General features: G+C 61.4%; 26 protein-coding genes. 19 read left to right on the top strand and 7 right to left on the bottom strand.

Translation table 11 applies throughout. From position 1 onward, the window contains the following. Positions 1-200 precede the first annotated feature (200 nt). Positions 201-1,523 (top strand): OprD family porin, encoded by a 1,323-nt coding sequence (locus LCH65_RS17705; RefSeq protein ID WP_054080955.1) that lies wholly within the window; start codon positions 201-203, stop codon positions 1,521-1,523. A 41-nt stretch (positions 1,524-1,564) separates the two neighbouring features. Here the strand turns inward: LCH65_RS17705 and LCH65_RS17700 are convergent, their stop codons facing one another. Then, positions 1,565-2,053 (bottom strand): MarR family transcriptional regulator, encoded by a 489-nt coding sequence (locus LCH65_RS17700; protein WP_003370802.1) that lies wholly within the window; start codon positions 2,051-2,053, stop codon positions 1,565-1,567. A gap of 211 nt (positions 2,054-2,264) precedes the next feature. Here LCH65_RS17700 and LCH65_RS17695 point away from each other — a divergent pair, with 211 nt between their 5' ends. The 5 genes from LCH65_RS17695 to LCH65_RS17675 all read left to right on the top strand — a co-directional run bounded on the left by LCH65_RS17695 (position 2,265) and on the right by LCH65_RS17675 (position 8,386). Then, positions 2,265-3,095: a p-hydroxycinnamoyl CoA hydratase/lyase gene (locus tag LCH65_RS17695; protein WP_003401024.1), complete on the top strand. Its 831-nt coding sequence runs from the start codon at positions 2,265-2,267 to the stop codon at positions 3,093-3,095. Positions 3,096-3,160: 65 nt separating this feature from the next. Continuing rightward, positions 3,161-4,609 carry an aldehyde dehydrogenase gene (locus tag LCH65_RS17690; RefSeq protein WP_044308021.1) on the top strand — a complete coding sequence of 483 codons (1,449 nt, stop codon included), beginning with the start codon at positions 3,161-3,163 and terminating at the stop codon, positions 4,607-4,609. A gap of 169 nt (positions 4,610-4,778) precedes the next feature. Continuing rightward, complete coding sequence (locus tag LCH65_RS17685; RefSeq protein WP_226439683.1) at positions 4,779-6,665, top strand: feruloyl-CoA synthase; 1,887 nt, start codon at positions 4,779-4,781, stop codon at positions 6,663-6,665. Continuing rightward, a complete protein-coding gene (locus tag LCH65_RS17680) occupies positions 6,662-7,912 on the top strand; it encodes a thiolase family protein (protein ID WP_003435397.1) in 1,251 nt (416 codons plus the stop codon). Before LCH65_RS17685 ends, LCH65_RS17680 begins: the two co-directional genes overlap by 4 nt. A gap of 132 nt (positions 7,913-8,044) precedes the next feature. Continuing rightward, a complete protein-coding gene (locus LCH65_RS17675; RefSeq protein WP_003370812.1) occupies positions 8,045-8,386 on the top strand; it encodes a hypothetical protein in 342 nt (113 codons plus the stop codon). A gap of 19 nt (positions 8,387-8,405) precedes the next feature. On the opposite strand, the gene LCH65_RS17670 is transcribed toward LCH65_RS17675, so the two are convergent. Further along, positions 8,406-8,810, bottom strand: a complete 405-nt coding sequence (locus LCH65_RS17670) for a RidA family protein (RefSeq protein ID WP_058416491.1) — start codon at positions 8,808-8,810, stop codon at positions 8,406-8,408. Positions 8,811-8,966: 156 nt separating this feature from the next. Here LCH65_RS17670 and LCH65_RS17665 point away from each other — a divergent pair, with 156 nt between their 5' ends. After that, positions 8,967-9,902 (top strand): LysR family transcriptional regulator, encoded by a 936-nt coding sequence (locus LCH65_RS17665; RefSeq protein ID WP_129485262.1) that lies wholly within the window; start codon positions 8,967-8,969, stop codon positions 9,900-9,902. Positions 9,903-9,914: 12 nt separating this feature from the next. Here the strand turns inward: LCH65_RS17665 and LCH65_RS17660 are convergent, their stop codons facing one another. After that, positions 9,915-10,832 carry a LysR family transcriptional regulator gene (locus LCH65_RS17660; RefSeq protein WP_003346362.1) on the bottom strand — a complete coding sequence of 306 codons (918 nt, stop codon included), beginning with the start codon at positions 10,830-10,832 and terminating at the stop codon, positions 9,915-9,917. A 156-nt stretch (positions 10,833-10,988) separates the two neighbouring features. Between LCH65_RS17660 and LCH65_RS17655 the strand changes: the two genes are divergently transcribed. The 3 genes from LCH65_RS17655 to LCH65_RS17645 all read left to right on the top strand — a co-directional run bounded on the left by LCH65_RS17655 (position 10,989) and on the right by LCH65_RS17645 (position 13,674). Beyond that, positions 10,989-11,744, top strand: coding sequence for a 5-oxoprolinase subunit PxpA (locus LCH65_RS17655; RefSeq protein WP_003370817.1), 756 nt, complete (start codon positions 10,989-10,991; stop codon positions 11,742-11,744). 86 nt (positions 11,745-11,830) lie between these two features. Then, complete coding sequence (locus tag LCH65_RS17650; RefSeq protein WP_003435393.1) at positions 11,831-12,703, top strand: allophanate hydrolase subunit 1; 873 nt, start codon at positions 11,831-11,833, stop codon at positions 12,701-12,703. Further along, positions 12,700-13,674 carry a biotin-dependent carboxyltransferase family protein gene (locus LCH65_RS17645; protein WP_060707828.1) on the top strand — a complete coding sequence of 325 codons (975 nt, stop codon included), beginning with the start codon at positions 12,700-12,702 and terminating at the stop codon, positions 13,672-13,674. Before LCH65_RS17650 ends, LCH65_RS17645 begins: the two co-directional genes overlap by 4 nt. A 5-nt stretch (positions 13,675-13,679) precedes the next feature. Here LCH65_RS17645 and LCH65_RS17640 read toward each other — a convergent pair whose 3' ends face one another. Then, positions 13,680-14,261 carry a TetR family transcriptional regulator gene (locus LCH65_RS17640; RefSeq protein WP_044308028.1) on the bottom strand — a complete coding sequence of 194 codons (582 nt, stop codon included), beginning with the start codon at positions 14,259-14,261 and terminating at the stop codon, positions 13,680-13,682. Between the two features lie 278 nt (positions 14,262-14,539). Here LCH65_RS17640 and LCH65_RS17635 point away from each other — a divergent pair, with 278 nt between their 5' ends. Next, positions 14,540-15,724 (top strand): L-dopachrome tautomerase-related protein, encoded by a 1,185-nt coding sequence (locus tag LCH65_RS17635; protein ID WP_046719367.1) that lies wholly within the window; start codon positions 14,540-14,542, stop codon positions 15,722-15,724. A 26-nt stretch (positions 15,725-15,750) separates the two neighbouring features. Then, a complete protein-coding gene (locus LCH65_RS17630; protein ID WP_003370828.1) occupies positions 15,751-16,059 on the top strand; it encodes a putative quinol monooxygenase in 309 nt (102 codons plus the stop codon). Between the two features lie 65 nt (positions 16,060-16,124). Here the strand turns inward: LCH65_RS17630 and LCH65_RS17625 are convergent, their stop codons facing one another. The 3 genes from LCH65_RS17625 to LCH65_RS17615 all read right to left on the bottom strand — a co-directional run bounded on the left by LCH65_RS17625 (position 16,125) and on the right by LCH65_RS17615 (position 20,323). Continuing rightward, entirely contained in the window at positions 16,125-17,456 is a 1,332-nt protein-coding gene (locus tag LCH65_RS17625) for an OprD family porin (RefSeq protein WP_099265966.1), read from the bottom strand. A 64-nt stretch (positions 17,457-17,520) separates the two neighbouring features. Then, entirely contained in the window at positions 17,521-19,143 is a 1,623-nt protein-coding gene (locus LCH65_RS17620) for an MFS transporter (protein ID WP_226439712.1), read from the bottom strand. Continuing rightward, positions 19,115-20,323: an aspartate transaminase gene (locus LCH65_RS17615; protein ID WP_003435387.1), complete on the bottom strand. Its 1,209-nt coding sequence runs from the start codon at positions 20,321-20,323 to the stop codon at positions 19,115-19,117. Before LCH65_RS17615 ends, LCH65_RS17620 begins: the two co-directional genes overlap by 29 nt. Before the next feature lie 276 nt (positions 20,324-20,599). Between LCH65_RS17615 and nac the strand changes: the two genes are divergently transcribed. From nac to LCH65_RS17580, 7 genes are all read left to right on the top strand, one after another. Continuing rightward, entirely contained in the window at positions 20,600-21,511 is a 912-nt protein-coding gene (nac, locus tag LCH65_RS17610) for a nitrogen assimilation transcriptional regulator NAC (protein WP_226439682.1), read from the top strand. 115 nt (positions 21,512-21,626) lie between these two features. Continuing rightward, positions 21,627-22,073 carry an acetyl-CoA carboxylase biotin carboxyl carrier protein subunit gene (locus tag LCH65_RS17605; RefSeq protein WP_003370838.1) on the top strand — a complete coding sequence of 149 codons (447 nt, stop codon included), beginning with the start codon at positions 21,627-21,629 and terminating at the stop codon, positions 22,071-22,073. A 55-nt stretch (positions 22,074-22,128) separates the two neighbouring features. Next, positions 22,129-23,481, top strand: a complete 1,353-nt coding sequence (gene accC, locus LCH65_RS17600; protein WP_003370840.1) for an acetyl-CoA carboxylase biotin carboxylase subunit — start codon at positions 22,129-22,131, stop codon at positions 23,479-23,481. Further along, on the top strand, positions 23,478-24,149 hold the full coding sequence (pxpB, locus tag LCH65_RS17595; RefSeq protein ID WP_003370843.1) for a 5-oxoprolinase subunit PxpB: 672 nt from the start codon (positions 23,478-23,480) through the stop codon (positions 24,147-24,149). Before accC ends, pxpB begins: the two co-directional genes overlap by 4 nt. After that, the gene (locus tag LCH65_RS17590; RefSeq protein WP_074806434.1) at positions 24,146-25,117 is read left to right on the top strand and encodes a biotin-dependent carboxyltransferase family protein; all 972 of its coding nucleotides are present in this window, start codon (positions 24,146-24,148) and stop codon (positions 25,115-25,117) included. Before pxpB ends, LCH65_RS17590 begins: the two co-directional genes overlap by 4 nt. Then, positions 25,117-25,539 (top strand): biotin/lipoyl-containing protein, encoded by a 423-nt coding sequence (locus LCH65_RS17585; RefSeq protein ID WP_074806437.1) that lies wholly within the window; start codon positions 25,117-25,119, stop codon positions 25,537-25,539. Before LCH65_RS17590 ends, LCH65_RS17585 begins: the two co-directional genes overlap by 1 nt. Continuing rightward, positions 25,529-26,299, top strand: coding sequence for a 5-oxoprolinase subunit PxpA (locus LCH65_RS17580; protein WP_226439681.1), 771 nt, complete (start codon positions 25,529-25,531; stop codon positions 26,297-26,299). The genes LCH65_RS17585 and LCH65_RS17580 overlap by 11 nt, the downstream gene beginning before the upstream one ends. Positions 26,300-26,315 lie beyond the last annotated feature (16 nt).

Raw genomic sequence — 26,315 nt, 5'->3', positions numbered from 1 at the left:
AAAAGAAGTGTTTAGTCTTTCAAAAACATTGAGTTAGCAGCGGAATATCAACAAGCTGATAAAGTAGTTAATAATATTAATGTTCGATTATCGGCCATTTTGGATTGACGCGGCGGTGGAATCTTTCAATTCTCTACTCACGGGCCCGCAGTTAGCGCCGGACCGACTCCAAAAACAACAACAATAAGTGGACACCGAACATGTCAAAGCTCGCTCATGATGCAGCAAGCGCTGTGTCAGCTCCCTTTTTACGTGGAAAACGTTGTGGCCTTGCACTGGGCCTGTTGGGTATCAGTGTCATTCCCGACCCTGCACAGGCGCAGGGCTTTCTGGATGACAGCCATGGCACCCTGACGCTGCGCAACTATTATATGGACCGCGATTACAAGGATGATGGCGCCAAGACTGCGACTCGGGAGTGGGCGCAGGGCTTCATCATGAATGCGGAGTCCGGCTTTACCCAAGGGCCGGTGGGTTTCGGTCTCGATGCGCGAGCGCTGGTCGGGGTGAAACTGGATTCCTCGCCAGACCGCAGCGGCACCGAGCTGTTGCCAGTATCCGCCAGCGATGGCCGGGCGGCTGACGAGTATTCGCGGCTGGCCCTGACCGGCAAGCTGAAATTTCACGAAACCACGGTCAAGACCGGCGACGTGTCGATTTTCCTGCCGTTCGCTTTCGCCAGCCCCTCGCGACTGTTGCCGCAGACCTTTCGTGGCACCACGCTGACCTCCAAGGACATCGATGACCTGACCCTCAATGCGGGCTACATCGACCGGGTCAACAAACGTGACTCGAGCAACTACCAGCCCATCAGCCTCGCTTCACCGAACCGCCGTTTCAATGGGGCGGCAACCTCGTCGCACATGGCTTACGCCGGAGGCGATTATCAGGTCAACAAGGACCTGAGCCTGCGGGCGTACCACGCCGAGGTAGACGATCTCTACACCCAGAACACCCTGGCCCTGTTGCACAAGCTGGCGATTGGCGACGGCGTGCTGACCACCGATCTGCGCAGCTTTTTCAGCCGCGATACCGGCAGTGCAAAGGCCGGTGAAGTAGACAACCAGAACCTTTCCGCGTTGCTTGGCTACAAGTGGGGAGGGCACAGCGTGAGCCTTGGCTACATGCATTCCAGTGGCGACACGGCAACGCCTTATGTCTCGGGCACCGAACTGATGGGGTTGAGCGAGATGACCATGAGCTCGGACTTCCTCAACGCCAAGGAGCGCACCTGGCAAGCCATCTACGACTATGACTTCACGGCCGTCGGGCTGGTCGGGCTGCGCAGTCGTCTGCGTTACGTGCGCGGCGACAACATCGAGCTGGCCGCTTTCAATGCCGATGATCGCAAGGAGCGTGAGTTTCAGATGGAACTGGGCTACGTCGTGCAAAGCGGTCCGCTGAAGAACGTCGGGCTGCTGGCGCGCAAGTCGATCTATCGCAACGACTTCCCGGCGGGTGCAGCCTTTCGTGACGAGAACCAGACACGCTTTATCGTGCAATACAGCTTGCCGCTCTGGTAATCATCGCGCATCGACGGCAGGGAAGCCGTCTATGAGCGCTTTTACGATTGATACACCTTTTTCAGCAACCTGAGCAGGTCCTGACGTTCCTTTTTATCCAGCGCGGCGGTGGATTCCAGGTCGCTGTCCACGGCGATCTGTTTCAGTTCGCGCAGCAGTGTTTCGCCGCTTTTGCTGAGAAAGATGCCGTATGAGCGTTTGTCCGGCTTGCAACGCACCCGGACGGCCAGCGCACGCTCTTCGAGCTTGTTCAGTAATGGAACGACCTGCGGCGGTTCGATCGCCAGCGCCTTGGCCAGGTCTGCCTGCATGAGACCCGGGTTCTGCTCGATGATCGCCAGCGCCGAGAACTGCGCCGGGCGCAGGTCGTGTGCGGAAAGACGTCCGATCAGGTTCTGGAACAGCTTGAGTTGTGCGCGGCGCATGGCATAACCGATCAGATCATCCAGCGCAGAATCCGTTGGCAAACGTGCCTCGGCAGCCTGTACGGGAGCCTGGCAAACGTCGGCGATGTCAGATGGCTTGGCCATTGAAAATGCGGTCCTTATGGTTTGATGGGTCAATCAGCCGGTCAGTTTGCCGAGGTTGGCGAACGATAGCTATGGGGCATACGTGACTGTGACCAGCCTGTTCGGGCGGAGTGCCGAGATTTTGATTAATGTGAATAACAGTTAATTGACATAACTATATTTGCGGTTTAGCTTTGAGTCATCTTCAAGCCAAGAACAAGAGAGCATCGCCATGAGCAAATATGAAGGCCGCTGGTCAACCATCAAGGTCGAGATCGAGCAAGGTATCGCGTGGGTCATCCTCAATCGGCCGGAAAAACGCAACGCCATGAGCCCGACCCTGAACCGCGAAATGATCGATGTGCTGGAAACCCTGGAGCAGGATCCCGATGCGGGCGTTCTGGTGCTGACCGGTGCCGGCGAGGCGTGGACCGCTGGCATGGACCTCAAGGAGTATTTCCGCGAGGTGGACGCCGGACCGGAAATTCTGCAGGAAAAAATCCGTCGCGAAGCCTCCCAGTGGCAGTGGAAGATGTTGCGCATGTACGCCAAGCCAACCATCGCGATGGTCAACGGCTGGTGCTTCGGTGGAGGTTTCAGCCCGCTGGTGGCCTGTGATCTGGCGATCTGCGCCGATGAAGCGACCTTCGGCCTGTCGGAAATCAACTGGGGCATTCCGCCCGGCAACCTGGTGAGCAAGGCCATGGCCGACACTGTGGGCCACCGCCAGTCGCTGTACTACATTATGACCGGCAAAACCTTCAACGGTCAGAAAGCCGCTGAAATGGGCCTCGTCAATGAAAGCGTACCGCTGGCACAACTGCGTCAGGTGACCATCGATCTGGCCAATAATCTGCTGGAAAAGAATCCGGTGGTACTGCGCGCCGCCAAGCACGGCTTCAAACGCTGCCGCGAACTGACCTGGGAGCAGAACGAAGACTATCTGTACGCCAAGCTGGACCAGTCACGTCTGCTGGACAAGGAAGGCGGGCGCGAGCAGGGCATGAAGCAGTTCCTCGATGACAAGAGCATCAAGCCTGGTCTGGAAGCGTACAAACGCTAGTCTGATATCCAGACGTTTCGAGCCAAGTCTGTAGTTCCTGATAAAGACAATAAAGAGGAATCACCATGCTGGACGTGCCCCTGCTGATCGGCGGACAGTCGTGCCCCGCGCGTGACGGACGTACATTTGAACGCTGCAACCCGGTGACTGGCGAGGTGGTTTCGCGGGTAGCGGCGGCGACTCTGGAAGATGCCGATGCGGCAGTCGCAGCCGCTCAGGCTGCGTTCCCCTCATGGGCGGCGATGGTGCCCGGCGAGCGTCGGGCGCGTCTGCTCGAGGCTGCTACGCAGTTGCAGGCCCGCAGCGGCGAATTCATCGCTGCTGCCGGCGAAACCGGAGCAATGGCCAACTGGTACGGCTTCAACGTACAGCTGGCCGCCAACATGCTGCGCGAAGCGGCATCCATGACGACGCAGATCACCGGCGATGTCATTCCTTCCAATGTTCCCGGCAATTTTGCCATGGCGCTGCGCCAGCCCTGCGGTGTGGTCCTCGGTATCGCGCCGTGGAATGCGCCGGTGATTCTCGCCACACGGGCCATCGCCATGCCACTCGCCTGCGGCAACACCGTGGTGCTCAAGGCCTCGGAGCTCAGTCCCGCCGTGCATCGGCTGATCGGCCAGGTGCTGCAGGATGCCGGGTTGGGTGACGGCGTGGTGAACGTGATCAGTAACGCGCCGGCCGATGCGCCGGCGATTGTCGAGCGCCTGATTGCCAACCCGGCAGTGCGGCGGGTCAATTTCACCGGTTCCACTCATGTAGGCCGCATCGTCGGTGAGCTGTCGGCGCGGTATCTGAAACCGGCACTTTTGGAATTGGGTGGCAAGGCACCGTTTCTGGTGCTTGACGACGCGGATCTAGACGCGGCAGTAGAGGCCGCCGCCTTTGGCGCCTACTTCAATCAGGGCCAGATCTGCATGTCCACCGAACGGCTGATCGTCGACCATAAGGTCGCCGATGCCTTCGTTGCCAAGCTGACGGCCAAGATCAAAACGTTGCGCGCCGGTAATCCGGATGACAGCGAATCAGTTCTCGGGTCGCTGGTCGACGTGGGTGCCGGGACGCGCATCAAGGGCCTGATTGACGACGCTGTGGCGCTTGGCGCAACGCTGGTGGCGGGCGGGCAACTGCAGGGCAGCATTCTGCAACCGACGCTGCTCGACGGCGTGACAGATGCCATGCGCCTGTACCGCGAAGAGTCCTTCGGCCCGGTGGCCGTGGTGCTGCGCGGCGACGGTGACGAGGCGCTGTTGCGGCTGGCCAACGATTCGGATTTCGGTCTCTCGGCGGCGATTTTCAGTCGTGACACCAGCCGCGCCCTGGCGCTTGCGCAACGGGTGGAGTCCGGGATCTGCCATATCAACGGACCCACCGTGCACGACGAGGCGCAAATGCCCTTCGGTGGGGTGAAGTCCAGCGGCTATGGCAGTTTCGGCGGCAAGGCTTCGATCGAGCACTTTACCCAGTTGCGCTGGGTGACGCTGCAAAACGGGCCCAGGCACTATCCGATCTGAGCCATCCGATTCGAACGCTTCCAGGCTGGCGGCAGCGGTCTTTTGTACAAGACTGTGTCGCCGGTAAGTCAGGCATAACAATAACAAGGCTGCAGCCTGGTGCTGCAACGCTCGGCCCGGACCGCTGCATGGCGTTTGGTGCCTGCGTACCTTGATGGAGAGAACGCACGTGAGTTCCGATATCAGATCATCAACGCTGCAGAGTGAAGATAATCCACCGCGCTACCGTCAGGTCTCCATCGGCCACCCGCCCATCGAGGTGCGGGAAGAGCAGGGCGTTCTGCACATGCGAGCCCTGGAACCTCTGGCGCGGTTACCCGACCGGCTGCTCGACCGACTGGTGCACTGGGCGCGGTTGCGTCCACAACAGACCTTCATTGCCGCGCGCGACAGCCGGGGCGGCTGGCGCAAGGTCAGTTATGCCGAGATGCTGACTGACGTGCGCGCTATCGCACAGAGCCTGCTGGCGTACGGCCTTTCCGCCGATCGGCCGCTGGCGTTGCTGTCAGGTAACGACATCGAGCACTTGCAGCTTGCTCTGGGGGCCATGTACGCCGGATTTCCGTACTGCCCGGTATCACCGGCGTATTCGGTCATGTCTCAGGATTTCGCCAAGTTACGCCACGTCTGCGACGTATTGCAGCCAGGATTGGTATTTGTCAGCGATGCCGCGCCGTTTCAGCGTGCCATCGATGCGATCATTCCTGCGGACACGCCCGTCATCACTGTACGCGGACAGCTCAATGGCAGGCCTCAGCTGAGCTTCTCCAGCCTGCTCGAAGAGCCGGGTGGCAGCGAGGCCGAGGCCGCGTTCCTGGCCAGCGGCCCCAACACCATCGCCAAGTTTCTGTTCACTTCGGGCTCGACCAAACTGCCTAAGGCGGTGGTGACTACCCAGCGCATGCTGTGTGCCAATCAACAGATGCTGTTGCAGACCTTCCCGGTGTTCGGCGAAGAGCCGCCCGTGCTGGTCGACTGGCTGCCTTGGAACCACACCTTCGGCGGCAGTCACAACATCGGTATTGTGCTGTACAACGGTGGCACGTTCTATCTGGACAACGGCAAGCCAACTGCACAAGGCTTCGCCGAGACGCTGCGCAACCTCAAGGAAATTTCGCCTACCGCTTACCTGACTGTGCCCAAGGGCTGGGAAGAGCTGGTCAACGCACTGGAGCAGGACGCCGAGCTGCGCGAGCGATTCTTCTCGCGCATCAAGCTGTTCTTCTTCGCCGCTGCCGGCCTGTCGCAAAGCATCTGGGATCGTCTTGACCGGGTGGCCGAGCAGCATTGCGGCGAGCGGATTCGCATGATGGCCGGACTGGGTATGACCGAGGCCGCGCCGTCCTGCACGTTCACCACCGGGCCCTTGTCGATGGCCGGATATATCGGCCTGCCCGCACCGGGATGCGAAGTGTGCCTGGTGCCGGTGGATGGCAAGCTCGAAGGGCGTTTTCGTGGCCCGCACATCATGCCGGGCTATTGGCGCTCGCCGCAGCAGACGGCCGAAGTGTTCGACGAGAACGGCTTCTATTGCTCCGGCGATGCGATCAAGCTTGCCGATCCTGCGGCCCCGGAGCTGGGCCTGATGTTCGACGGGCGACTGGCCGAGGATTTCAAGCTGTCGTCGGGCGTGTTCGTCAGTGTCGGCCCGATGCGCAACCGCGCGGTGCTGGAAGGCTCGCCGTACGTGCAGGATGTGGTCATCACCGCGCCTGACCGCGAATGCCTTGGGGCGCTGGTGTTTCCCAGGGTGCACGAGTGCCGGCAACTGGCCGGGCTGGATGCACAGGCCAGCGATGCGCAGGTCCTGGCCAGTGCGCCGGTGCGTGAGTGGTTCGCCGGCTGGCTGGCGCGCCTGAACCAGGGCGCGAACGGCAACGCCAGCCGGCTGGAGTGGATCGTGCTGCTTGATGAGCCCGCGTCTATCGATCGCGGCGAAATCACCGACAAGGGGTCGATCAACCAGCGCGCCGTCCTGCAGTGGCGCGCAGACAAGGTCGAAGCGCTGTACCGTGATCAGGACCCCGACAAGCTCAGTGCCGGGCCCAAGGCATGAGTGGCGGCGGGCAGTATTCGGCATTCAGCGACGTGGCCATCGTCGATGCCGTGCGCACACCCTGGGTGGATCTGGGCGGTGCTCTGGCGCCTGTTTCGCCCATTGATCTGGGTATCAAGGTCGGCCGCGAGGTCCTGGCGCGGGCCGTCATTCAGGCGGATCAGGTCGACAGCGTACTGGCCGGCTCGATGGCGCAGGCCAGTTTCGATGCGTACCTGCTGCCCCGGCACATCGGCCTGTACAGCGGCGTCGCGCAGAGCGTTCCGGCGTTGGGTGTGCAACGCATCTGCGCGACCGGTTTCGAACTGTTGCGCCAGGCCGCCTTGCACGTGGGCGAAGGTGGGCAGATGGCGCTGTGCGTCGCCGCCGAATCCATGTCGCGCAACCCGATCGCGGCCTATACCCACCGCAATGGCTTCTCGCTCGGTGCCGCCGTGCAGTTCAAGGATTTTCTCTGGGAAGCGCTGTATGACCCGGCACCGGCGATGGACATGATCTCCACCGCAGACAACCTCGCCAAGCGTCATGGGTTGAGTCGTGAGGCGGTAGACAGCTATGCCTTGCTCAGCCATGAGCGGGCGCTGCAATCACAGATTTCCGGCAAATGGACCGAGGAAATTGTCCCGGTCAGCCGCGAGCGCTTTGCGCTGGAAGGCTATCAGCCGCGTGGCATCGAGTTGCCGCGTGGGGTTGAAGTGGTCACGCAGGACAGCCATCCGCGAGCGACCCACCTGGCAGCGCTATCGCGTTTGCGCGCCATTCACGCGAACGGTGTGCAGACCGCAGGCAATAGCTGTGCGGTGGTCGATGGCGCGGCGGCGGCCCTGGTGGGGCGTGCTTCACAGTCAACGAGACCGGTGTTGGCGCATCTGCTGGCCAGCGCGGTGACGGGTGTCGCGCCAGAGTTCATGGGCATCGGCCCCGCACCTGCGATCCGCTTGCTGTTACAGCGCAGCGGGCTGGCGCTGAGCGATATCGGTCGGCTGGAAATCAATGAAGCGCAGGCCGCTCAGGTTCTGGCAGTGGCACAAACGCTGGAGCTGGACCACGAGCGGCTCAACTGCCTGGGTGGATCACTGGGCCTGGGTCACCCATTGGCTGCCACCGGGCTGCGTCTGGTCATGACTCTGGCCCGGCAACTGCGCGACGCAGGCCTGCGTTACGGTATAGCGGCAGCCTGCGTCGGCGGTGGGCAAGGCATGGCGCTGCTGATCGAGAATCCCCACTGTGCGTCCAGCCGTGTCTAGCCAGGCAAATACCCGCAAATGCGACATTTTCCTGCTTTAAACGCTACGCCTCAAGCAGGTCATCCTTTAGCGCTTGACCGAATCGTGGCGAACGGTGAATCTCGCACCTCTCGACCCCACGGAACCCCGTCTATGCGTGCCCTCGCTGAGCTTTCTTTCGATTTCGTCTGGCATTTGATGTTCACGGATGACAAGCAGCTCGACCAGGATCTGGCGGTGCGCTCGCTGGAAAATCTTTCCGATTGTTTTTCGTCGATGTCCGACGAAGAGAAAAGGGCGTTCATCGCGGTGGCCCACGAACGCAAGGCGCGCCTTTTCGCAGTGCCCGATGCCGACGGCTACTCGCCGATACGTCTGGCCACCGAAGAGCAGGCGCAGTTTCTCGATCATGTCGTTTCCGGGCAGTTCTTCCAGCAGTTCGAAGAGCCCCTGGCGGCGGATGCAAGCGACCGTGTGGTGCCGATTCGCCGCTGAGCGTACCCACGCTGCCCGGTTATTGCTCGACGGCTTCCGGCAGCCTGGCGATGACCTTGATTTCAAAATCGAAGCCATACAGCCAGGTGACGCCGACGCCGGTCAGGGTCGGGTGCGGCGCTTCGCCCCAAAACTCGGGAATTACCTTCCATATCCGCTCGAACCTTGTCTCGGGATCGACAATGAACACCGTCACGTCGACCACATTGTCGAACGTGCAACCGGCCGCCAGCAGGATGGCGTTCAGGTTGGTGAACGCCAGGCGCACCTGTTTTTCCAGATCAGGCTCGGGTGAGCCGTCTTCGCGACTGCCGACTTGTCCGGACACGAGCAGAAAACCATTGGAGCGTATGGCGGGCGAATAGCGATTGCGCTCGTAAAGCGCCTGGCGGCCAGCCGGGAAAACGACGTCACGTTGGGTCATGGGGATCTCCATCAGAGCTTGAGTACGAAGGCTGAAGTCAGCGTTGAAGCCACAGTAAGGACTTGCGTCAGCGCGATAAACGAGCAACCGTACTCAGCACTGTTTGGGAAACCCAAACAATCGACAGGCTGATGGGACAAGACAGGCGGGGCGAGGATGGACCGTTTCGACGCAATGCAAGCGTTTGCTCGCGTGGTGGAAACCGGCAGTTTCACCAAGGCTGCCAGCACGCTGCACATGAGCAAGACCAGCGTGACGCAACTGGTGCAGCAACTGGAGGCACGCTTGCGGGTCAAGCTGCTCAACCGCACCACGCGGCGGGTTAACGTGACTGCCGACGGTGCGGTATTTTACGAGCGCGTGGTCAGGCTGCTGGCCGATATGGATGACGCCGAGACCAGCCTGTCCAGTGCAACATCGCTGCCCAGAGGGCGTTTGCGCGTGGACGTACCCAGCCCGCTGGCCAGCATGCTGCTGTTGCCCGCCTTGCCAGGGTTTCATGCGCGTTATCCGGACATTCAGATCGATATGGGCGTCAGCGACCGTATGGTCGATCTGATCGGCGAGAACGTCGACTGCGTGGTGCGGGGAGGTGAAATAGCCGATCAGTCGCTGATGGCGAGGCGGGTGGGCGACCTGCAACTGGGCGTTTACGCTGCGCCGGACTATCTGCAGCGCATGGGCACGCCTGTTCATCCGCAAGAGCTTGAAGACTCGGCCCATCGCATCGTCGGCTATCTGTGGGCGCGCACCGGCAAGGCGCTGCCCTACGCCATGCACCGCGCCGGGGAAAAGGTCCATGTGCAGGGGCGCTATACGCTGGCGGTGGATGATGGCAATGCCTACGTTGCCGCAGGGCTGGCCGGAATGGGCATTCTCTGGCTGCCGGACTACATGGCCAGGCCATATCGGGAGCGCGGAGCCCTTGTCCCGCTGTTCGAAGACTGGCAGCTGGACAGCATGCCGATGTACGTGGCCTTCCCGCCGAACCGTCACATCAGCATCAAGGTCCGCGTGTTTATCGACTGGATCACCGAGCTGATGGCCGAGCATGCGCCCGTCACTCGGCCACCGACACGCCCTGCGCAATAGCGTGCCGCGGGTTCAACGCCGTGCCGACAGTTGCTGCGGGGCCAGAAATGCGTCATGAAAATAGTTGCGGAAGGCCTGCATGGCCGGGCTCAATTCACGTTCGCGGTGCCAGGCCAGGCCGACGCTCATGGGCGTTACTGTGTCGGTGACGGTGATTGTTTCGATACGCTTGCCTTCCAGCGACCAGGGGCGATGCACCAGATCGGAAAGGATCGCCACGCCGCTGCCGTTGGCGACCATGCTGCGTACTGCTTCCACCGAGCTGGTGCGGATTCTGACGTTGGGCTGCTGCCCGGCCAGTTCCCAGTAGCGCATGGCGCTTTGTTCGGCTTCGTCGACGGTCAACAGGATATAGGGCTCCTGCGCGACGTCGGCGAGGCTGACAGAGGCGCGTTGACACAGCGGGTGATGGCTGGACAGCCACAGGCGGCGCTCGGAGTTGAACAACGTTTCCGAGATGATATCCGGGTGAGTGATGTTGGCCGTCAGCACCACCGCCATGTCGAAGCGACCTTGTAGCAGGCCTTGTTCGATGGCTTGTCTTTCCTGCTCATGCACCTCGATGGCGACGTCCGGGTGCCAGTGTTCCAGGCGCTGCAAATGATGCGGCAGGAAGTAGCCGATGACGGTGTAGCTGGCGGCCAGACGCAATACGCCGCTGGCGCGGATATCGGGCAGCGGACTGTTCAGCGCATCATCGACGCTGCGCAGAATGACGTAAGCCCTGTTGAGAAAATGACGGCCTGCTTCAGTCAGGCTCATGCCTTGCGCCGAGCGCTGAAACAGCAGGGTGCCGAGCATGCTCTCCAGCTCCTTGATCGCCGTGGTGACCGCCGACTGGGAAATGTTCAGGTGAATGGCCGCCTGCGAGATTTGCCCGATCTCGGCAGTTGCCACGAAATAACGGACCTGGCGCAAGGTCAGGGACATAAGCACTCCAGACAGACGTTCGATGTAGCGGGGTATCTGTTTTTCAGAAGATGGCGTATCTGTTAATAGATCTACCCAAGGGGTGCGGGTGAATTTAACGTGCTTTGCATGAAGCCGGATAGCCCCTTGTCCGGACAACCCACAGGAGCAACAGCCATGCAGGTGGATTTCAACTCGGACATGGGTGAAAGCTTTGGCGCGTGGACCATTGGTGACGGCGTCGATACTGAATTGATGACCTTTATCAGCTCGGCCAATATTGCGACCGGTTTTCACGCGGGCGACCCTGGCACCATGCGCCGCACGATCGAGCAGGCGAAACGTCTGGGCGTTGCCATCGGCGCACACCCGGGGTTCCGTGATCTGGTCGGCTTTGGCCGCCGGCATATCAACTCGACGCCCCAGGAACTGGTCGACGACATGCTCTACCAACTGGGCGCCCTGCGCGAGCTGGCGCGGGTCCAGGGTGTGGCCTTGCAGCATTTCAAACCCCACGGAGCCTTGTACATGCACTTGGCCAGGGACGAAGCCGCAGCCCGCCTGCTGGTGGAAAACCTGCAGCGCCTGGAGCCCGATTTGCTGCTTTACTGCATGCCCGGTTCGGTGATCTGCAAGATCGCCGAGGAGCTGGGCCAGCCGGTGATCCGCGAGTTCTACGCCGATCGCGATTACGACCTCAGCGGCTCCATCGTTTTCACCCGTCACGTACGGGCCCTGGACCCGACCGAAGTCGCAGCCCGCGTGGTGCGCGCTTGCCTGCAAGGTCTGGTGCGTACTGTCGAAGGTGAGGACCTGAGCATCGAATTCGATTCGATCTGTCTGCACAGCGATACGCCCGGCGCGCTGGACCTTGCAGAAGCGACACGCCTGGCGCTGGACGCTGCAGGCGTCAAGGTGCGTGCACCGCGTTGAGTCAACGGCATCGTGCGCGTAGACGCACGAGCTGTGTTACTGATTTTTGCCTGCCGTTCTACAACGATTTCAAGAAAGGAACAGACATGGCTGATCCGATTCGCTACAGCTTTGGCGCTGATGAACATCTGTTCGCCGAAGTCAGTGACAGTATGTCGCTGGAAGCATTTTTCACGGGGCTTGCGGTGACCCGTGCGGTCGAGCGTCTGGCGCTCGATGGTGTGCTGGACGTGTGTCTGGCCAACGCGTCATTCCAGATTCGTTTTGACCCGGACCGTATCGCACCGCATGCCTTGCTCGAAGCGGTAAGGGCGGCCGAGGCCGGTGCAGTCGCCGAACGTACCCTGCAGACCCGGATCATCGAGATCCCGGTGCTGTACAACGATCCGTGGACCCACGAAACCCTGATGCGCTTTCGTGACCGCCATCAGGACCCCGGTTCCACCGACCTGGAATACGCAGCACGCATCAATAATCTGGCGGATGTCGATGCCTTCATCGCGGCGCACAGCGGCGCGCCGTGGTTCGTTTCGATGGTCGGTTTTGTCGCCGGTCTGCCGTTCATGTTCCAGATGGTGGAACGCGAACGCCAGCTGCAAGTGCCCAAATACCTGCGTCCGCGCACCGATACCCCCAAGCTCACACTCGGTCACGGCGGCTGCTTCGGCTGTATCTATTCGGTACGCGGGGCGGGCGGTTATCAGATGTTTGGCGTCACTCCGGCGCCGATCTATGACCCGCAGCAGGGGTTGGCCTATCTGAAAGAGCACATGGTGTTTTTCCGGCCTGGCGACATCGTCCAGTTCAAACCGCTTGACCGGCAAGCCTATGACGAGGCTGTCGCAGAGGTGGAAGCCGGACGCTTCGATCTGCGCATCCGCCCGGTCGAGTTTTCACTGGATGCCTTTCTCGCCGATCCGGTGGGCTATCCCAAGTCGTTGCAGGAGGTGCTGGCATGATCAAGGTGCTCAAACCTGGTCTGGCCACCTCGGTTCAGGACCTCGGCCGCGAGGGCTATTACCACCTGGGCATACCGCCCTCCGGTGCGCTCGACCAGTACGCCCTCAGCGCCGCCAATCAGCTGGTCGGCAATCTGCCCGGCGCGGCGGGGCTTGAATGCACACTGCTGGGGCCGGAACTGGAGTTCCAGTGCGACACGTTGGCCGCGGTCTGCGGCGCGCACATGGCGGCGCGCCTCGACGGCGTGGAAATGCACCACGACACCGCCTTTGCGGTGAAGGCCGGGCAAGTACTGCGCTTCGACTTCCCCAAGGACGGCGCGCGTACCTATCTGGCCGTCGCGGGCGGTATCGATGTGCCGCTGGTACTGGGCAGCCGTTCGACTTACACGCTGGGTGCGCTTGGCGGTTTTCAGGGGCGCCGACTGGCCGCTGATGACCTGCTGCCGATAGGCACGCCCAGCGGCAAGGGACGTGCCGGGGCCAGCCTGCCGATGGCCTTGCGCCAGTCTCTGGGCGGGGAAGTGTATCTGCGGGTCGTGCCGGGCCTGTATTACGAGCGTCTGACCGAATTTGCCGCCACCAGTTTTTTCTCCGAGCCCTGGAGCGTAGGGTCGGAAGCCGACCGCATCGGTTATCGCTTCAAGGGGGGCAGGGCGCTGACCTTCCAGCCCAGGGAGCAGCCCTTCGGCGCCGGTTCCGATCCGTCCAATATCGTCGACAGCTGCTACCCGATCGGTTCAATTCAGGTGCCTGCCGGGCTGGAACCGATTGTCTTGCACCGTGATGCCGTATCGGGCGGGGGCTACGCGATGATCGGCACGGTGATCAGCGCGGACCTGGATCTGATCGGTCAGATGCAACCCAATCAGACCGCCCGATTCGTGGCTGTAACGCTGGAGGAAGCGCTGGTGGCGCGCAAGTCATACAAGAAGAAGCTGGCGTGCCTGAGCAAACTGTTTCCTTCCTGAGACGGTCAGTCGGTTTGCCCGGACTCCAGGTGTGCCCGCATCTTCGCGCGGCACACCTCGAGTATTTCGTCCGCCAGCGGCGAGTCATCCGGGCAGCTGCGTGATAGCAGCAGCGCCCCCAGCGCATGGGCAAAGCGGTCGATGGTGTTTGCCCGCGCCTGTTTCCATTCTTCGCCGCCGGGTGCTGCCTGGTCGGGAGCAAGCGCTGCCAGCAGGCTCTCGATGCCGTCGGCGAAGGTTGCTTTGACCGGGCCCGACTGGCGCGCTGCATCGCCGCTCAGCGCGGCCATGGGGCAGCCCGTGCCAAGGTTGTCACGGTGCTCTCGGGACAGGTAATAATCGATGAACTGCGCTGGATCGATGCCGGTCGATTGCGCCACGGTCTGCGAGATGGCGCACGCCGCCGACTCGGCCATCAGGTCGGACTTTGAACCGAAATGCTTATAGAACCCGCCGTGGGTAAAGCCTGCCGCAGCCATCAGGTCGGCGACCCCGACACCGTCATAGCCATGCTCGCGAAACTGCACGGAGGCCGTCTCGACGATATGTGCCCGGTTGGCCTGGGCCTGGGCCTTGGTGACTCTCATGGGGGTCGCCTCTTTGCCTGTCTGATTGTGGCTTTCTGGGCCAGTAAGAGCGTGACTATAGCATTGATGCTGACCGTCATCAAAACCGCTGATCGTCAGGATGCTGACTGCAGGGAATGGCTGGCAAGCAACATGGATCTTCGCCTTCGCGTTGAAAGTGTTAGCGTGTTACCCGCGTTTTTCTTTGTAACAAGAAAGCTCAGACTAATCGCCAACCTGTTTATGGCACAAAAAGCCCCCAATGCTGATGGACCGCTGGCCCTTCAGGAGAGAGCACCATGCATCGAACGAAAATTTCCGCCGCAATTGCCATCATTTCCGCAGCCACACTCGCCACTTCGCTGGCCTACGGCGCGACCGCCATTCCATTGCCTGCCAGTGCGCCTGCCGACAAACCGATCGGCAAGCTCGAACAGGTGCATGCCTTTTACGATGCGATGCCCACCGGTGTGACAGTCACTGAAACCGGGCGAATTTTCGTCAACTTCCCTCGTTGGGGTGACAAGGTGCCGTTTACGGTGGGTGAGATTCGTGACGGCAAAGTGGTTGCCTACCCCGATCTGGCGGTCAACAAGGAGAACCCCAAAGACCCTGGTGATGGGCTGATCAGCGTGCAGAGTGTGGTCGCCGACGGGAAGGGCCGTGTCTGGCTTCTGGACACGGCCGCACCGGGTTTTGCGTCTCCGCGTCCAGGCGGCGCCAAACTGGTTGCGGTGGACCTGGCCACCAACCGAATCGTCAAGCGCCTGGTGTTTCCGGATAACGTCATCTTGCCCGGCACTTATGTCAACGACATGCGCTTTGACTTGCGCAAGGGATCGGAGGGCACGGTCTATGTAACGGATTCATCCTTGAGCGGGCCGGGTGCGATCATTGTCATGGATATTGCCAGCGGTCACGCCGTGCGGCGCCTGAACGGGGCGCAGTCAACATCTGTCGATCCGGCTTTCGTACCCGTCGTCGAGGGCGTGGCCGTGCTGGGCGATGGTCCGAACGGAACGCGCAAACCGGTCGGCGTCGCTTCGGATGGCATTGCGTTGTCGGCAGACGGCAAGACACTGTATTTCTCGCCGTTGTCCAGCCGTCATCTGTATGCCGTGGCCACCGATCTGTTGAATGACAGCAAGGTCAGTGAGCAGCAGTTGGCAGCGGCGGTGCAGGACCTCGGTGAAAAAGGCGCTTCGGATGGCCTGGAGGCTGATGCCAAAGGCGCCGTATACGCAGGCGACTACGAGCATAATTCGATTCGCAAGCGCCTGCCGGACGGCACCTGGCAAACAGTGGCACACGATCCGCGCATGCTCTGGCCTGACACCTTGTCGATCGGCCCGGATGGCTATCTGTACTTCATCGTCAACCAGTTGCACCGCCAGGCCAACTTCAACGCCGGCCACGACAAGCGCGAAAAACCCTACAGCCTGCTGCGTTTGAAAATAGACGCTGCGCCCGCACCGACCCATTGATCGAATCGAATACCGGAGCATCGATAATGAACACATCTGCAAAGCCAATGGCCTTGATGGCCGTCCTGAAAGCCAGTGCTGGCAAAGAGGCGGCCCTGAAACACGCATTATCGGCACTGGTGGAACCGACCCGGGCGGAGCCGGGCAATATCGAGTACACGCTGTTCGAGGCGCGTGATGAGCGCGGCACGTTCTACATGCGTGAATGCTTCAAGGATCAGGCAGCACTGGACGCCCATGTCGCCACGTCGCACTACCAGCAGTTCGCGGCGGTCAGCGGCGAGTTGCTGGCAGAGCCGCCGCGGTTGATATTTCTTGATCAGGTATCGAGCTGAGTGTCCAAAAGGGCCCAGTCAGTCCGGGCCCTCTCGCGGTGAGTCAGCACACCGTATTGAGCACCTTAGAAAATATTGATCGGGTAACTGACGATCACCCTATGCTCATCGGAATCGCGCTGGCTGGCGAATTCGGTGCGCAGTTGCGCGTGGCGCAGCGCGATGCTGAGGTTCTTTGCCGGACCGGACTGCACCACATAACTCAGAGTGACGTTGCGTTCCCATTCCTTCTTGTCGCCGTCGGATGTCTGGATGTTCGAACCGCTTTCATACATGGCCAGGAAGTTCAGGCCGGGTACGCCCAGTCTGGCGAAGTCGTAGCCATAGCGAACCTGCCAGGTGCGCTCTCCTGCACGCTGGAATTTACCGATCATTGATTCGGTCATGAAGTAGGCAGTCGATCCGTCACCCTGATTCAGCCAGACAGCATCACTGTCGCCGGTCACCGCCTGGTAACCCGCAGCAAAGGTGTGGCCATTGATCAGGTAGGTGAACTGGGCGCTGGACAGGCGGCTGTCGACTTCACCCTTGGTGACGCCGTTGCCGTAATAGCCAACTGTGTAGTACGCCGGGTCGTGACCGTTGGCGCCGTCCGAGCGGTTGTCGAAATGGCGCAGGTCGGTGCGCAGGATGCCCGGACCCAGCTGCATGTCGTATTTCAGGCCCAGGAAGTTCTGCTTGTAGAAGTTTTCCAGGTTGCCGTAGTAGTACTGCAAGGTCAGGTCTTTTGTCGGTTTGTAATCGACGCCTGCATAGTAGAACTTGTTGACGAACTCGCCGGTCAGCGGGTTGTTTGCACCCGGAATCGACATGCCCATCTGATTGGTCGAACCACGGCCCATGACATGCTCCAGCTGGCCTGCGGTGAAGGTGAAGTCCTTCAGGTCGCCAGACTGAATCTGCCCGCCACGAAAAGTCTGTTGCAACATGCGGTCAGTGGACATCACCACCGGCAGCATGGGCACCAGCGTGCCGTATTTCAGTTCGGTCCTGGAGACGCGTGCCTTGAGCGTCGCGCCCAGGCTGCTGAACTCATCGACCGCGCGGCCATCGCTGTCCGTGGGGAAGATATTGCCGTTGAACGCCGTGCTTTGCGGGTTGTAGTGACGGCCTTTGCCCGAGTCCAGACGGATGCCCAACTGGCCGAGTGCGTCGACACCGAAGCCCACTGTGCCCGGCGTGTAGCCCGACTGGTAGTTGAGCATGAAGCCCTGGCCCCACTCCTGGGTGTAGTTCGGGTCGGCGGCGCCGCTGCGGTTGTCTGCGTTACTGAAGAAGTTGCGCGCAAGAATACTGGCCTTGCTGTCTTCCAGAAAACCTTCGCCAAAGCTCTGCTGAGCGATCAGCAGTCCACAAAAGCCCGCAACGAAAGGGGCGGCGCGATTGATACGCTCCATCGGATTCATCCTCATACTGTCATTAAGTGTTGTGAGAGGCAGGGTCGGGCGGCAGTCAGGTTTCTTATTGTTTTTCAGGAACAGGTGTTGCAGATGAATCCGTTGCAGACGTTGCTGCATGGGATACCTGATGAAGGGTGACGCGAGGCAGGCGGTGCAGAACCAGCAACGCGAGCACGCCCAGCCCGGCGCATGTCAGCAGCCCCGTGCCCACCGCCTGGGCGAGGGCGGTGCGCGCTATCAGCAGCGCCGCATCGACATTGGCAGGCGTGTGCTGCAGCAGAACCTGAGGGTCGGCCAGGCGCGGTAAGGCCGACGCCTGACCTGCTGCGTTCAGCGCACTTTGCAGATTGGCGACATACAGCACCTTGACCAGCACGCCCATGGCCGCTGTGCCCAGCAAACCGCCGACCAGTCGCAAGGACTGGGTCAGCGCCGTGGCAATGCCGAGAAATTGCCGCTCGGCGAGCGTCTGGGTGAACACGGTCAGGTTGAGCAGAATGAAGCCCAGCCCCAGCCCCGCCAGCAGAATCAGCCCCAGTAAGGTCGTGAAGCCGGCGTGCAGTCCGACCAGTGCCAAGGCGATGCAGGCAACCGACAGGGCAATGAATCCGCCAATCGGTAACCAGTTGGGGGTTGTCAGACGCGTGACGATACGACTGTTGACGATTGCGCCCAGGGTGATGCTCAGCGCCAGTGGGGTAAGCAGTAACCCTGCGTCTTTTGGCGAGTAGCCGTAGCTGCCCTGCAACAGCAGCGGCAGGTAGAACAGAAGGGTGAACATGATGGCGCCGGCCAACAGCGACATGATGAACAGCAGGCGGATGCTGCGGTTGGCGAACAGCCCGGCGGGCAGCAAGGCAAAGGCACAGCGGCGCTCGTGGAACCACAGGCCGAGCATGGCAGCGAGGGTCACGGCGCCACATGTCAGGCTGACGGACAGAGAACGCTGGCCCAGCCATTCGACGAACAGTTGCAGGCTGCCCAGCGTCAGGACGATCAATAAAGCCCCGAGCCAGTCGAGCCTGATCGCACCGTCAGAGTGGGGTCGATAGCCTTGCGGGCGATACCACGGCAAAAAGCGCCAGGCAAAAAACAAGGCAATCACGCCCAGGGGCAGGTTCAACCAAAACACCGAACGCCAGCCAAACTCGCCGGACAGATAACCGCCCAACCCCGGGCCGATGGCATTGACCACGCTGAACATGGCGCTCAGCAACACCTGCCAGCGCAACCGCTGGCGGGTGTCGGGAAACAGCTCGGGCACACAGGCAAAGGCAGTACCGATCAACATACCGCCGCCCACACCTTGCAAGGCTCGCCCGATCACCAGTACCAACATGCTGTCTGCCAGTGCGCAGAGCAGCGAGGCCAGCGTGAAGATGACTGTTGCGGTCAGCACGAACGGTTTGCGCCCGTAAAAATCGCCCAGCCGGCCAAAGATCGGGATGGTCACGATAGAGGCCAGCAGGTAGCCGGTGGCGACCCAGGCGTACAACTCGAAACCGTTGAGCTCAGCGACGATACTTGGCAGTGCGTTGCCGATGACGGTCTGATCCAGCGCGGAAAGGCCCAGTACCAGTGATATGCCGAGCATGGCCAACAAGGCCTGTTTGAAGGTCAGGGCCGGATGGCTCGGCGTCGTCATGTCGAGGTGCTCAGCGCAACGCAGCGACGGCAGTCGCAATGCGTGTGCAACCGGTTTCAAGGGTTTCCAGGGCAGTCGCCGTAGACATCCGGAAAAACGGTGCCAGGCCATAGGCGGTGCCTGCGACAACGGCAACGCCCTGACTTTCCAGCAGGTACAGAACCACGTCCGTATCGGCTTCCAGTACCGAGCCTGACGGTGTGGTTTTGCCGATCAGCGCGCCGCAATTGACGTACAGATAGAACGCGCCTTCGGGCTTGATGCAGCTCAGGCCGTCAATCGCGTTGATCAGCTCCAGGCAACGATCGCGGCGCTGTCTGTAGACCTTGACGCTGTCGCCGACAAAAGACTGGTCGCCGGTCAGGGCGGCCACCGCAGCGGCCTGGCTCACCGAGCAGGCGTTGCTGGTGGACTGTGATTGCAGGGTCGCCATCGCGTTGATGATATCGCCGGGGCCTGCTGCGTAGCCGATGCGCCAGCCGGTCATGGCGTAGGTTTTTGACACGCCGTTGATGATCAGCACGCGTTCGCGCAGCGCTGGCTCGACAGTGAGCAGGTGGCTGAGCGGAGCGTCGTCGTAGCGAATGTGCTCGTAAATGTCGTCGGTCATGACCAGCACGTCCGGGTAGTCGAGCAGTACGTCGGCCAGCGCGCGCCATTCGGATGCGCTGTAGGTGGCACCGGTCGGGTTGCTCGGCGAATTGAGCAGCAGCCAGCGGGTGCGCGGCGTGATCGCGTTGCGCAACTGCGCGGCAGTCAGCTTGAACTGGTTTTCCTCCGGGCAGGCCAGGGTCACTGGACGACCGTCGCAGGCCAGGACCATGTCCGGGTAAGACACCCAGTAAGGCGCGGGGATCAGCACTTCATCGTCGACACTCAATGTCGCCGCGAATGCATTGAAAATCGCGGCCTTGGCACCGCTGGTCACCACGATCTGGCCGGGCGCGTAAGCAAGGCCGTTTTCACGCTGCAGTTTGGCGGCGATTGCCTCGCGCAGCGCCGTGGTGCCAGCGTTGAGCGTATAGCGTGTTTCACCGTTCTCGATGGCGGCACAGGCGGCCTGACGAATGTGCGCCGGTGTGTCGAAGTCCGGCTCGCCAACCACCAGATTGATGATCGATTTGCCTGCGCGCCGCAGTTCATTGGCCCGATCGGCAGCAGCGCTGCTTGGCGACGGTTTGATGCGGAGCACGCGGGCAGCGATGCGAGATGCGGTCACGTTGGCATTCCTCGTTGATGGCCTTGACGGGGAATACGTTACGAGCCAGAGCCGCGAGCGCCATAAGACCATTTCGTTCTGGGTTGATAGGCAGCGCTTATGACCGCAGATGAACCGACGTCGCACCAAAAGCGGGCGTGCAATGGTTGCAGGGGGATCAGCGCCTGACGAGCCCGTTCAGCGGGAGCTGACATAGCAATTGCTTATGCCTGGTTTTTCCAGAGCTGGCCTGGGTCTTGCTGAAGCCCGTGTGTCGTGACTCTGGAGTGCAGCACCTTGAACCTTCGCCGTTTGAAATATTTCGTGAAAATTGTCGATATCGGCAGCCTGACTCAGGCCGCCGATGTGCTGCACATCGCACAACCTGCGCTGAGTCAGCAGTTGGTGACGCTGGAGGCCGAGTTGCAGCAACAGTTGTTGATCCGCACCAAGCGCGGCGTCACCCCGACCGAGGCGGGCAAGGTGCTGTACGGGCATGCTCAGGTGATCCTGCGCCAGTGCGAGCAGGCACAGAGTGACGTCAACGCCAGTGGTCTGGCGTTATCGGGGCCGGTGTCGGTAGGGCTGGCACCCGGCACTGCCGCTTCGACCCTGTCGCTGCCATTGCTCAAACGCGTACGCGAGCGTCATCCGGGCATTCTGCTGTACCTCAATGAGAACTTTGGCACCACCCTCAGTGAGTTGATCATGAACGGGCGTATGGACATGGCCGTTCTTTATGGCGGACGCGAGGTACATGGCTTGAGTTTTGTGCCCTTGATACGCGAGCAGCTGTACCTGGTGAGTGCCGAAGAGGCGCTTCAGGGGCGCGAGGAAATTCCGCTCAGGGAACTGGCCGATATCGACCTGCTGTTGCCGCGCACCTACAACACTGTCCGTCGTCTGGTGGACGAGGCATTTGTGCGTATCGAGCACAGTGCACGGGTGGTGGCAGAAGTCGAATCTTCGACGACGCTGGCTGCGGCAGTCGCCGATCGATTCGGCTCGACCATTCTTCCCGAATCTGCAGCGCGGGTGCTGGCAGACACGCATGCGGTCAACCTGTGCCGCATTGTCGAACCCGAGATCGAAGCCCCTCTCGCGCTGTGCCTCTCCGGGCACTTGCCGCTGTCGGTGCCGGCCCAGGCGGTCAAGGCGATCCTCCTGGAACTGGTCGCCGAAATGCGCGGCAACCGCCGCGCGCAGTGATCCCGACGTCATAAGGGGCGCTTATCACCCCACAGTCAAACCGTCTTGGCGGTCAAAAACCTGCCTCGTTACATTGCCCTCAGCCACATTTCATTTGCCAGGCAAGGGCTCTTGCATGAATCCGGAACGTATCAAAGCACTTATCGACCTGATGGCCGAATCGGACCTGAGCGAACTCAGCCTGTGTGAAGGTGACGCGCAGCTGCGTTTGCTGCGCGAGCCCGCTCAGGTCGCCAACCGCGTCAATCCGGCTGTTGCGACAGTGCAGACGACGCTCGCAGCGCGCACTGTTTCTCCGACTCAGACAAGTACGACGACCGCCGTACAACAGACACAGGCGTGCGCCTCGCTGTACGGGGTGTTGCACCTGACCCCGGCACCCGACCAGCCGCCTTTTGTCGAGATCGGTACGTCCGTCGAGGTGGGGCAGACTCTGGCGGTGGTCGAGGCCATGAAGATGTTTCATCCGGTGAAGGCTGAGGCGGCAGGGGTGGTGACTGCCATTCTGGTTGCCAATGGCGAAGAGGTTCAGGCCGGTCAGGCGCTGTTCAGCATTGCGTGATGGTCTTGAGCTGCCTTGCAGGCCGTCTTGCGGGTTCACCGATCAGGGGTTTTTGATGTTCGATAAAGTATTGATCGCCAATCGCGGCGAAATCGCCCTGCGCATCCAGCGTGCCTGCAAGGGCCTGGGCCTGCGCACGGTAGCGGTGTATTCCGAAGCGGATCGCGATGCCGGTTATGTACAACAGGCTGACGAAGCGCTGTGCATCGGTCCCGCCGCAGCGGCGCAGAGCTATCTGAATCAGGCGGCCGTGCTCTATGCCGCGCAACTGACCGGTGCTCAGGCGATCCATCCCGGTTATGGCTTTCTGTCTGAAAATGCCATGTTCGCCGAACGCATCGAGCAGGCTGGCCTGACCTTCATCGGCCCCAGTGCTGCGTGCATTCGGGTCATGGGCGACAAGGTCGCTGCCAAGCGGGCGATGCGCGAAGCCGGCGTGCCGTGCGTACCCGGTCCGGATACCAGCATGCCGGCCGACCCGCAGAGCATTCTGCAGATCGCTCGCGACATCGGTTACCCGGTCATCGTCAAGGCCGCAGGCGGCGGCGGAGGGCGGGGCATGCGTGTGGTTCAGGAAGAGTCTCGTCTGCTCGATGCGATTGCGCTGACCCGCGAAGAAGCCCGACACGCCTTCGGCAATCCCGAGTTGTATATCGAGAAGTTTCTGGGCCAGCCGCGCCATGTCGAGATTCAGGTGTTGTGCGATGCCTATGGCAATGCCGTCTGGCTCGGCTCACGGGATTGCTCGATGCAGCGCCGCCACCAGAAGGTGCTTGAAGAGGCGCCTGCACCCGGCATCGACGCAGCATTGATGGCCAGGGTGGGCGAGCGTTGCGCACAGGCTTGCCGCCAGATCGGCTATCAGGGCGTCGGCACGTTCGAGTTCCTCTTCGAAAAGGACGAGTTCTATTTCATCGAGATGAACACTCGCCTGCAGGTCGAGCACCCGGTAACGGAAATGACCTCCGGCATCGACATTGTCCAGCAGCAGATCCGCATGGCGATGGGCGAGCGCCTGAGCTTCAGTCAGGCCGACGTAACGGTGTCGGGCCATTCGCTGGAGTGCCGGATCAACGCCGAGGACCCGCGCAGCTTCATGCCGACGCCGGGCCAGGTCACCCGCTGGCAGATCCCCGGTGGTTTCGGCGTGCGGGTCGATTCGCATGTCAGCCACGGCTACCGCGTTCCGCCTTATTACGATTCGATGGTGGCCAAGGTCATCACTCATGGTGCCAGTCGCGATGAGGCGTTGGCACGCATGCGTCTGGCACTGAGCGAAATGCACGTCGAGGGCATCTCTACCAACATCGCGCTGCATCGCGACATTCTGCAGGACCCGGTGTTCTGCAAGGGTGGCATGGACATTCATCACCTGGAGCGCTGGTTGCAGACAAGGAGCCACCCATGAGTCTCGTGCAGGCGCCGAATGCGCCAAGAATCACCTTGCTGGGAACCACCGCGTTGCTGTTCGAAGCACCCGGCGAGCTCGACCTGGCACCGCAGCAACGCATATGGGCACTGGCCCGTCTGAGCAAGGACTGGCCGCAGGTACGCGAGGCGGTGCCGGGGATGAACAACCTGATGCTGACCTTCGCGGCGCCACCGCGGGACCTGGCCGGTCTGAAAACCCGTTTGCTGGAGGCCTGGGAGCAGTGCCAGCCGCTGCCGTTGCAGGGCCGGATCATTGAATTGCCGGTGGTATACGGCGGTGACGGCGGACCGCACATGGCCGATGTCATCGCCCATACCGGGCTGGATATCGAAACCATCGCCAATCTGCACTGTGAGCCGCTGTACCCGGTGTACGCCCTGGGCAGCCATCCGGGTTATTGCTACCTGGGCGGTATGGACCAGCGCCTGGCAACGCCGCGGCGCAAGGTGCCGGTACTCGATATCGGGGCCGGGTCGGTCTCCATCGGTGGCGTTCAGACGGGTATTTCCGCGTCGGCCGGCCCCAGTGGCTGGAACACCATAGGACGCACGGAAATGGTGTTTTTCGATGCGGGTCAGCAGCCTCCGGCGCTGTTGCAACCCGGCGATCAACTGCGCTTGCGTATCGAGAGGATCATCCGATGATCGAAGTTATCAGCGCTACGTCACTGGCGACCGTTCAGGATCTGGGGCGACACGGCAGCCTCGGCTACGGCGTCGGCACGTCTGGCGCGATGGACACGCTGTCACTGCGGCTCGGCAACCTGTTGCTGGGCAACGATGAAGACGCGGCGGGGATTGAAATTCCGCTGTTCCCGTTCGAAGTGCGCTTTGTCGATGACTGCACCTTCGCGATCACCGGCGCCGCCTGCGCCGCGTCGCTCGATGGTGAGCGGCTGCCAGGCAATTGGGTCGCTCAGGCACGCAAGAATCAGGTGTTGCGGCTCAATTACCCGACGATGGGCAGCCGCGTGTATCTGTGTCTGGCCGGCGGCGTCGACGTGCCGTTGGTGCTGGGCTCGCGCAGCACGCAATTGCGCGGCGCTTTTGGTGGCTGGCAGGGCCGTGCGTTGCAGCAGGGTGATGTGATTCCTGCGGGCGCTGCCAACGAACTGCGTGCCAGTGATTTCGGGGTGCAATCGTCGGTGGCGGCCTTGCCGTTGTTGCTTGACGGGCTGCCGGCCATCCGCGTGCTGCCGGCTGCCGAATTCGACTGTTTCAGTGCCGAGGCGCAAGCAGCGTTTTTTGCCGGTGAGTGGAAAATCACCACGCAGAGCAACCGTTACGGCTACCGCATGGAGGGCACGCCCTTGCTTGCGCGCGAGACGCTGGAAATCCGCTCTCATGGCATCGTGCCTGGCGTGATTCAGGTGCCCCACGGCGGACAGCCGATCGTGCAGATGCGGGATGCCCAGCCCAGTGGCGGTTATCCCAAGTTTGCCACAGTCATCGAGGCCGATCTGTGGCGTCTTGGCCAGGCGCCGATCGGCAGCAAGGTCCGTTTTGTGCAGTGCAGCTACGACGAAGCGGTCGACGCGCTGGACACCAATCACGCTTTCATCGAAGACGCCCGGCGCGTGCTCGCGCTGCGCAGCCTGCAAGGACATCGCTGATGGACATCAAAGAGATTCGCCAGCTGGCAGCGTGTATTCGGGACGCCGGCATTACTGTGCTGGAGTTGAGGCGGCCGGGGTTTGAGCTGTTGATCCGCCGCGGCGAGCCTGTACAGGCCTGCGCTGTGCCCTCTGCGCCACAGGTCGCCGTTGAACCGTCGGCGCTGGCTGCCCATGTGGTGAGTGCCGACAACCCCGGCGTGTTTGTATCGAGTCATCCCGATGAACGCAGCAGCTACGTAAAACCCGGCGATGCAGTGGCTGTGGGGCAGTTGCTGGGGCTGTTGCGTATCGGCCTGTTGTATCTGCCGGTGCGCAGTCATCAGGCAGGGCGCGTACTGCGATTCCTGGCCGCCGAAAACGAGCGCGTCGGTTATGGCCAGCCGCTGATTGAACTGGAGGAACTTGATCATGCGCATTGATCTGAATGCTGATCTGGGTGAGGGCTTCGGGCCCTGGACCATGGGCGAGGACGAGGTGTTGATGCCATTGATCTCCTCGGCCAACGTGGCGTGCGGCTTTCATGCCGGGGATCCGCTGATCATGGACAGCACAGTGCGCCGCGCCAAGGCGCTGGGCATTGATCTCGGTGCGCATGTCGGCTTTCCGGATCTGCAGGGGTTCGGCCGCCGCAGAATGAACATCGAGCTCAAGGAGTTGTGCGCCATTGTCGTGTATCAACTCGGCGCTCTGGCGGGCCTTGCAGCCGCTGCCGGTTACCGCGTCACGCACATGAGTTTTCACGGGGCGCTGGGCAATATGGTCGCAGCGGATGCCGAACTGGCCGGGCCTTTGGTAAGGGCTGTTGCAGGTTTTGACCCGCAGCTGATCATCAGCTCATCCAGCAGCGCGGCCATCGAGCAGGCCGCCGAGGCGTGCAACCTGAGGGTGGCAACGACCTTTCTGGCTGATCGCGCCTATGACGAAAACTGCCTGCTGGTGCCGCGAGGTACGCCCGGTGCGGTGATCAAAGACCCGGAGCAGGTCAGGGCCAGGGTTGCGCAACTGTTGCAGGACGGCTCGGTAACGACCCTGAGCGGCAAGCGTGTGGCGGTCAACGCCCAGTCGATTCTGTTGCATGGCGACACGCCGGGGGCGGTGGAACTGGCGCGCAGCATTCGCCGGAGCATCGAAGAGCAGGGCGGTGTCATCACCCCGGTTTCACAGTTGCTCGGGTCATAAGCGCAGCTTATTGCCA

It is taken from the genome of Pseudomonas sp. MWU16-30316 (genome assembly GCF_020515645.1).
In the GTDB taxonomy this organism is placed as follows: Bacteria; Pseudomonadota; Gammaproteobacteria; order Pseudomonadales; family Pseudomonadaceae; genus Aquipseudomonas; species Aquipseudomonas cerasi.
Note: the sequence above shows the minus strand (reverse complement) of the source record. Positions and strands in the feature narration are given on the sequence as shown.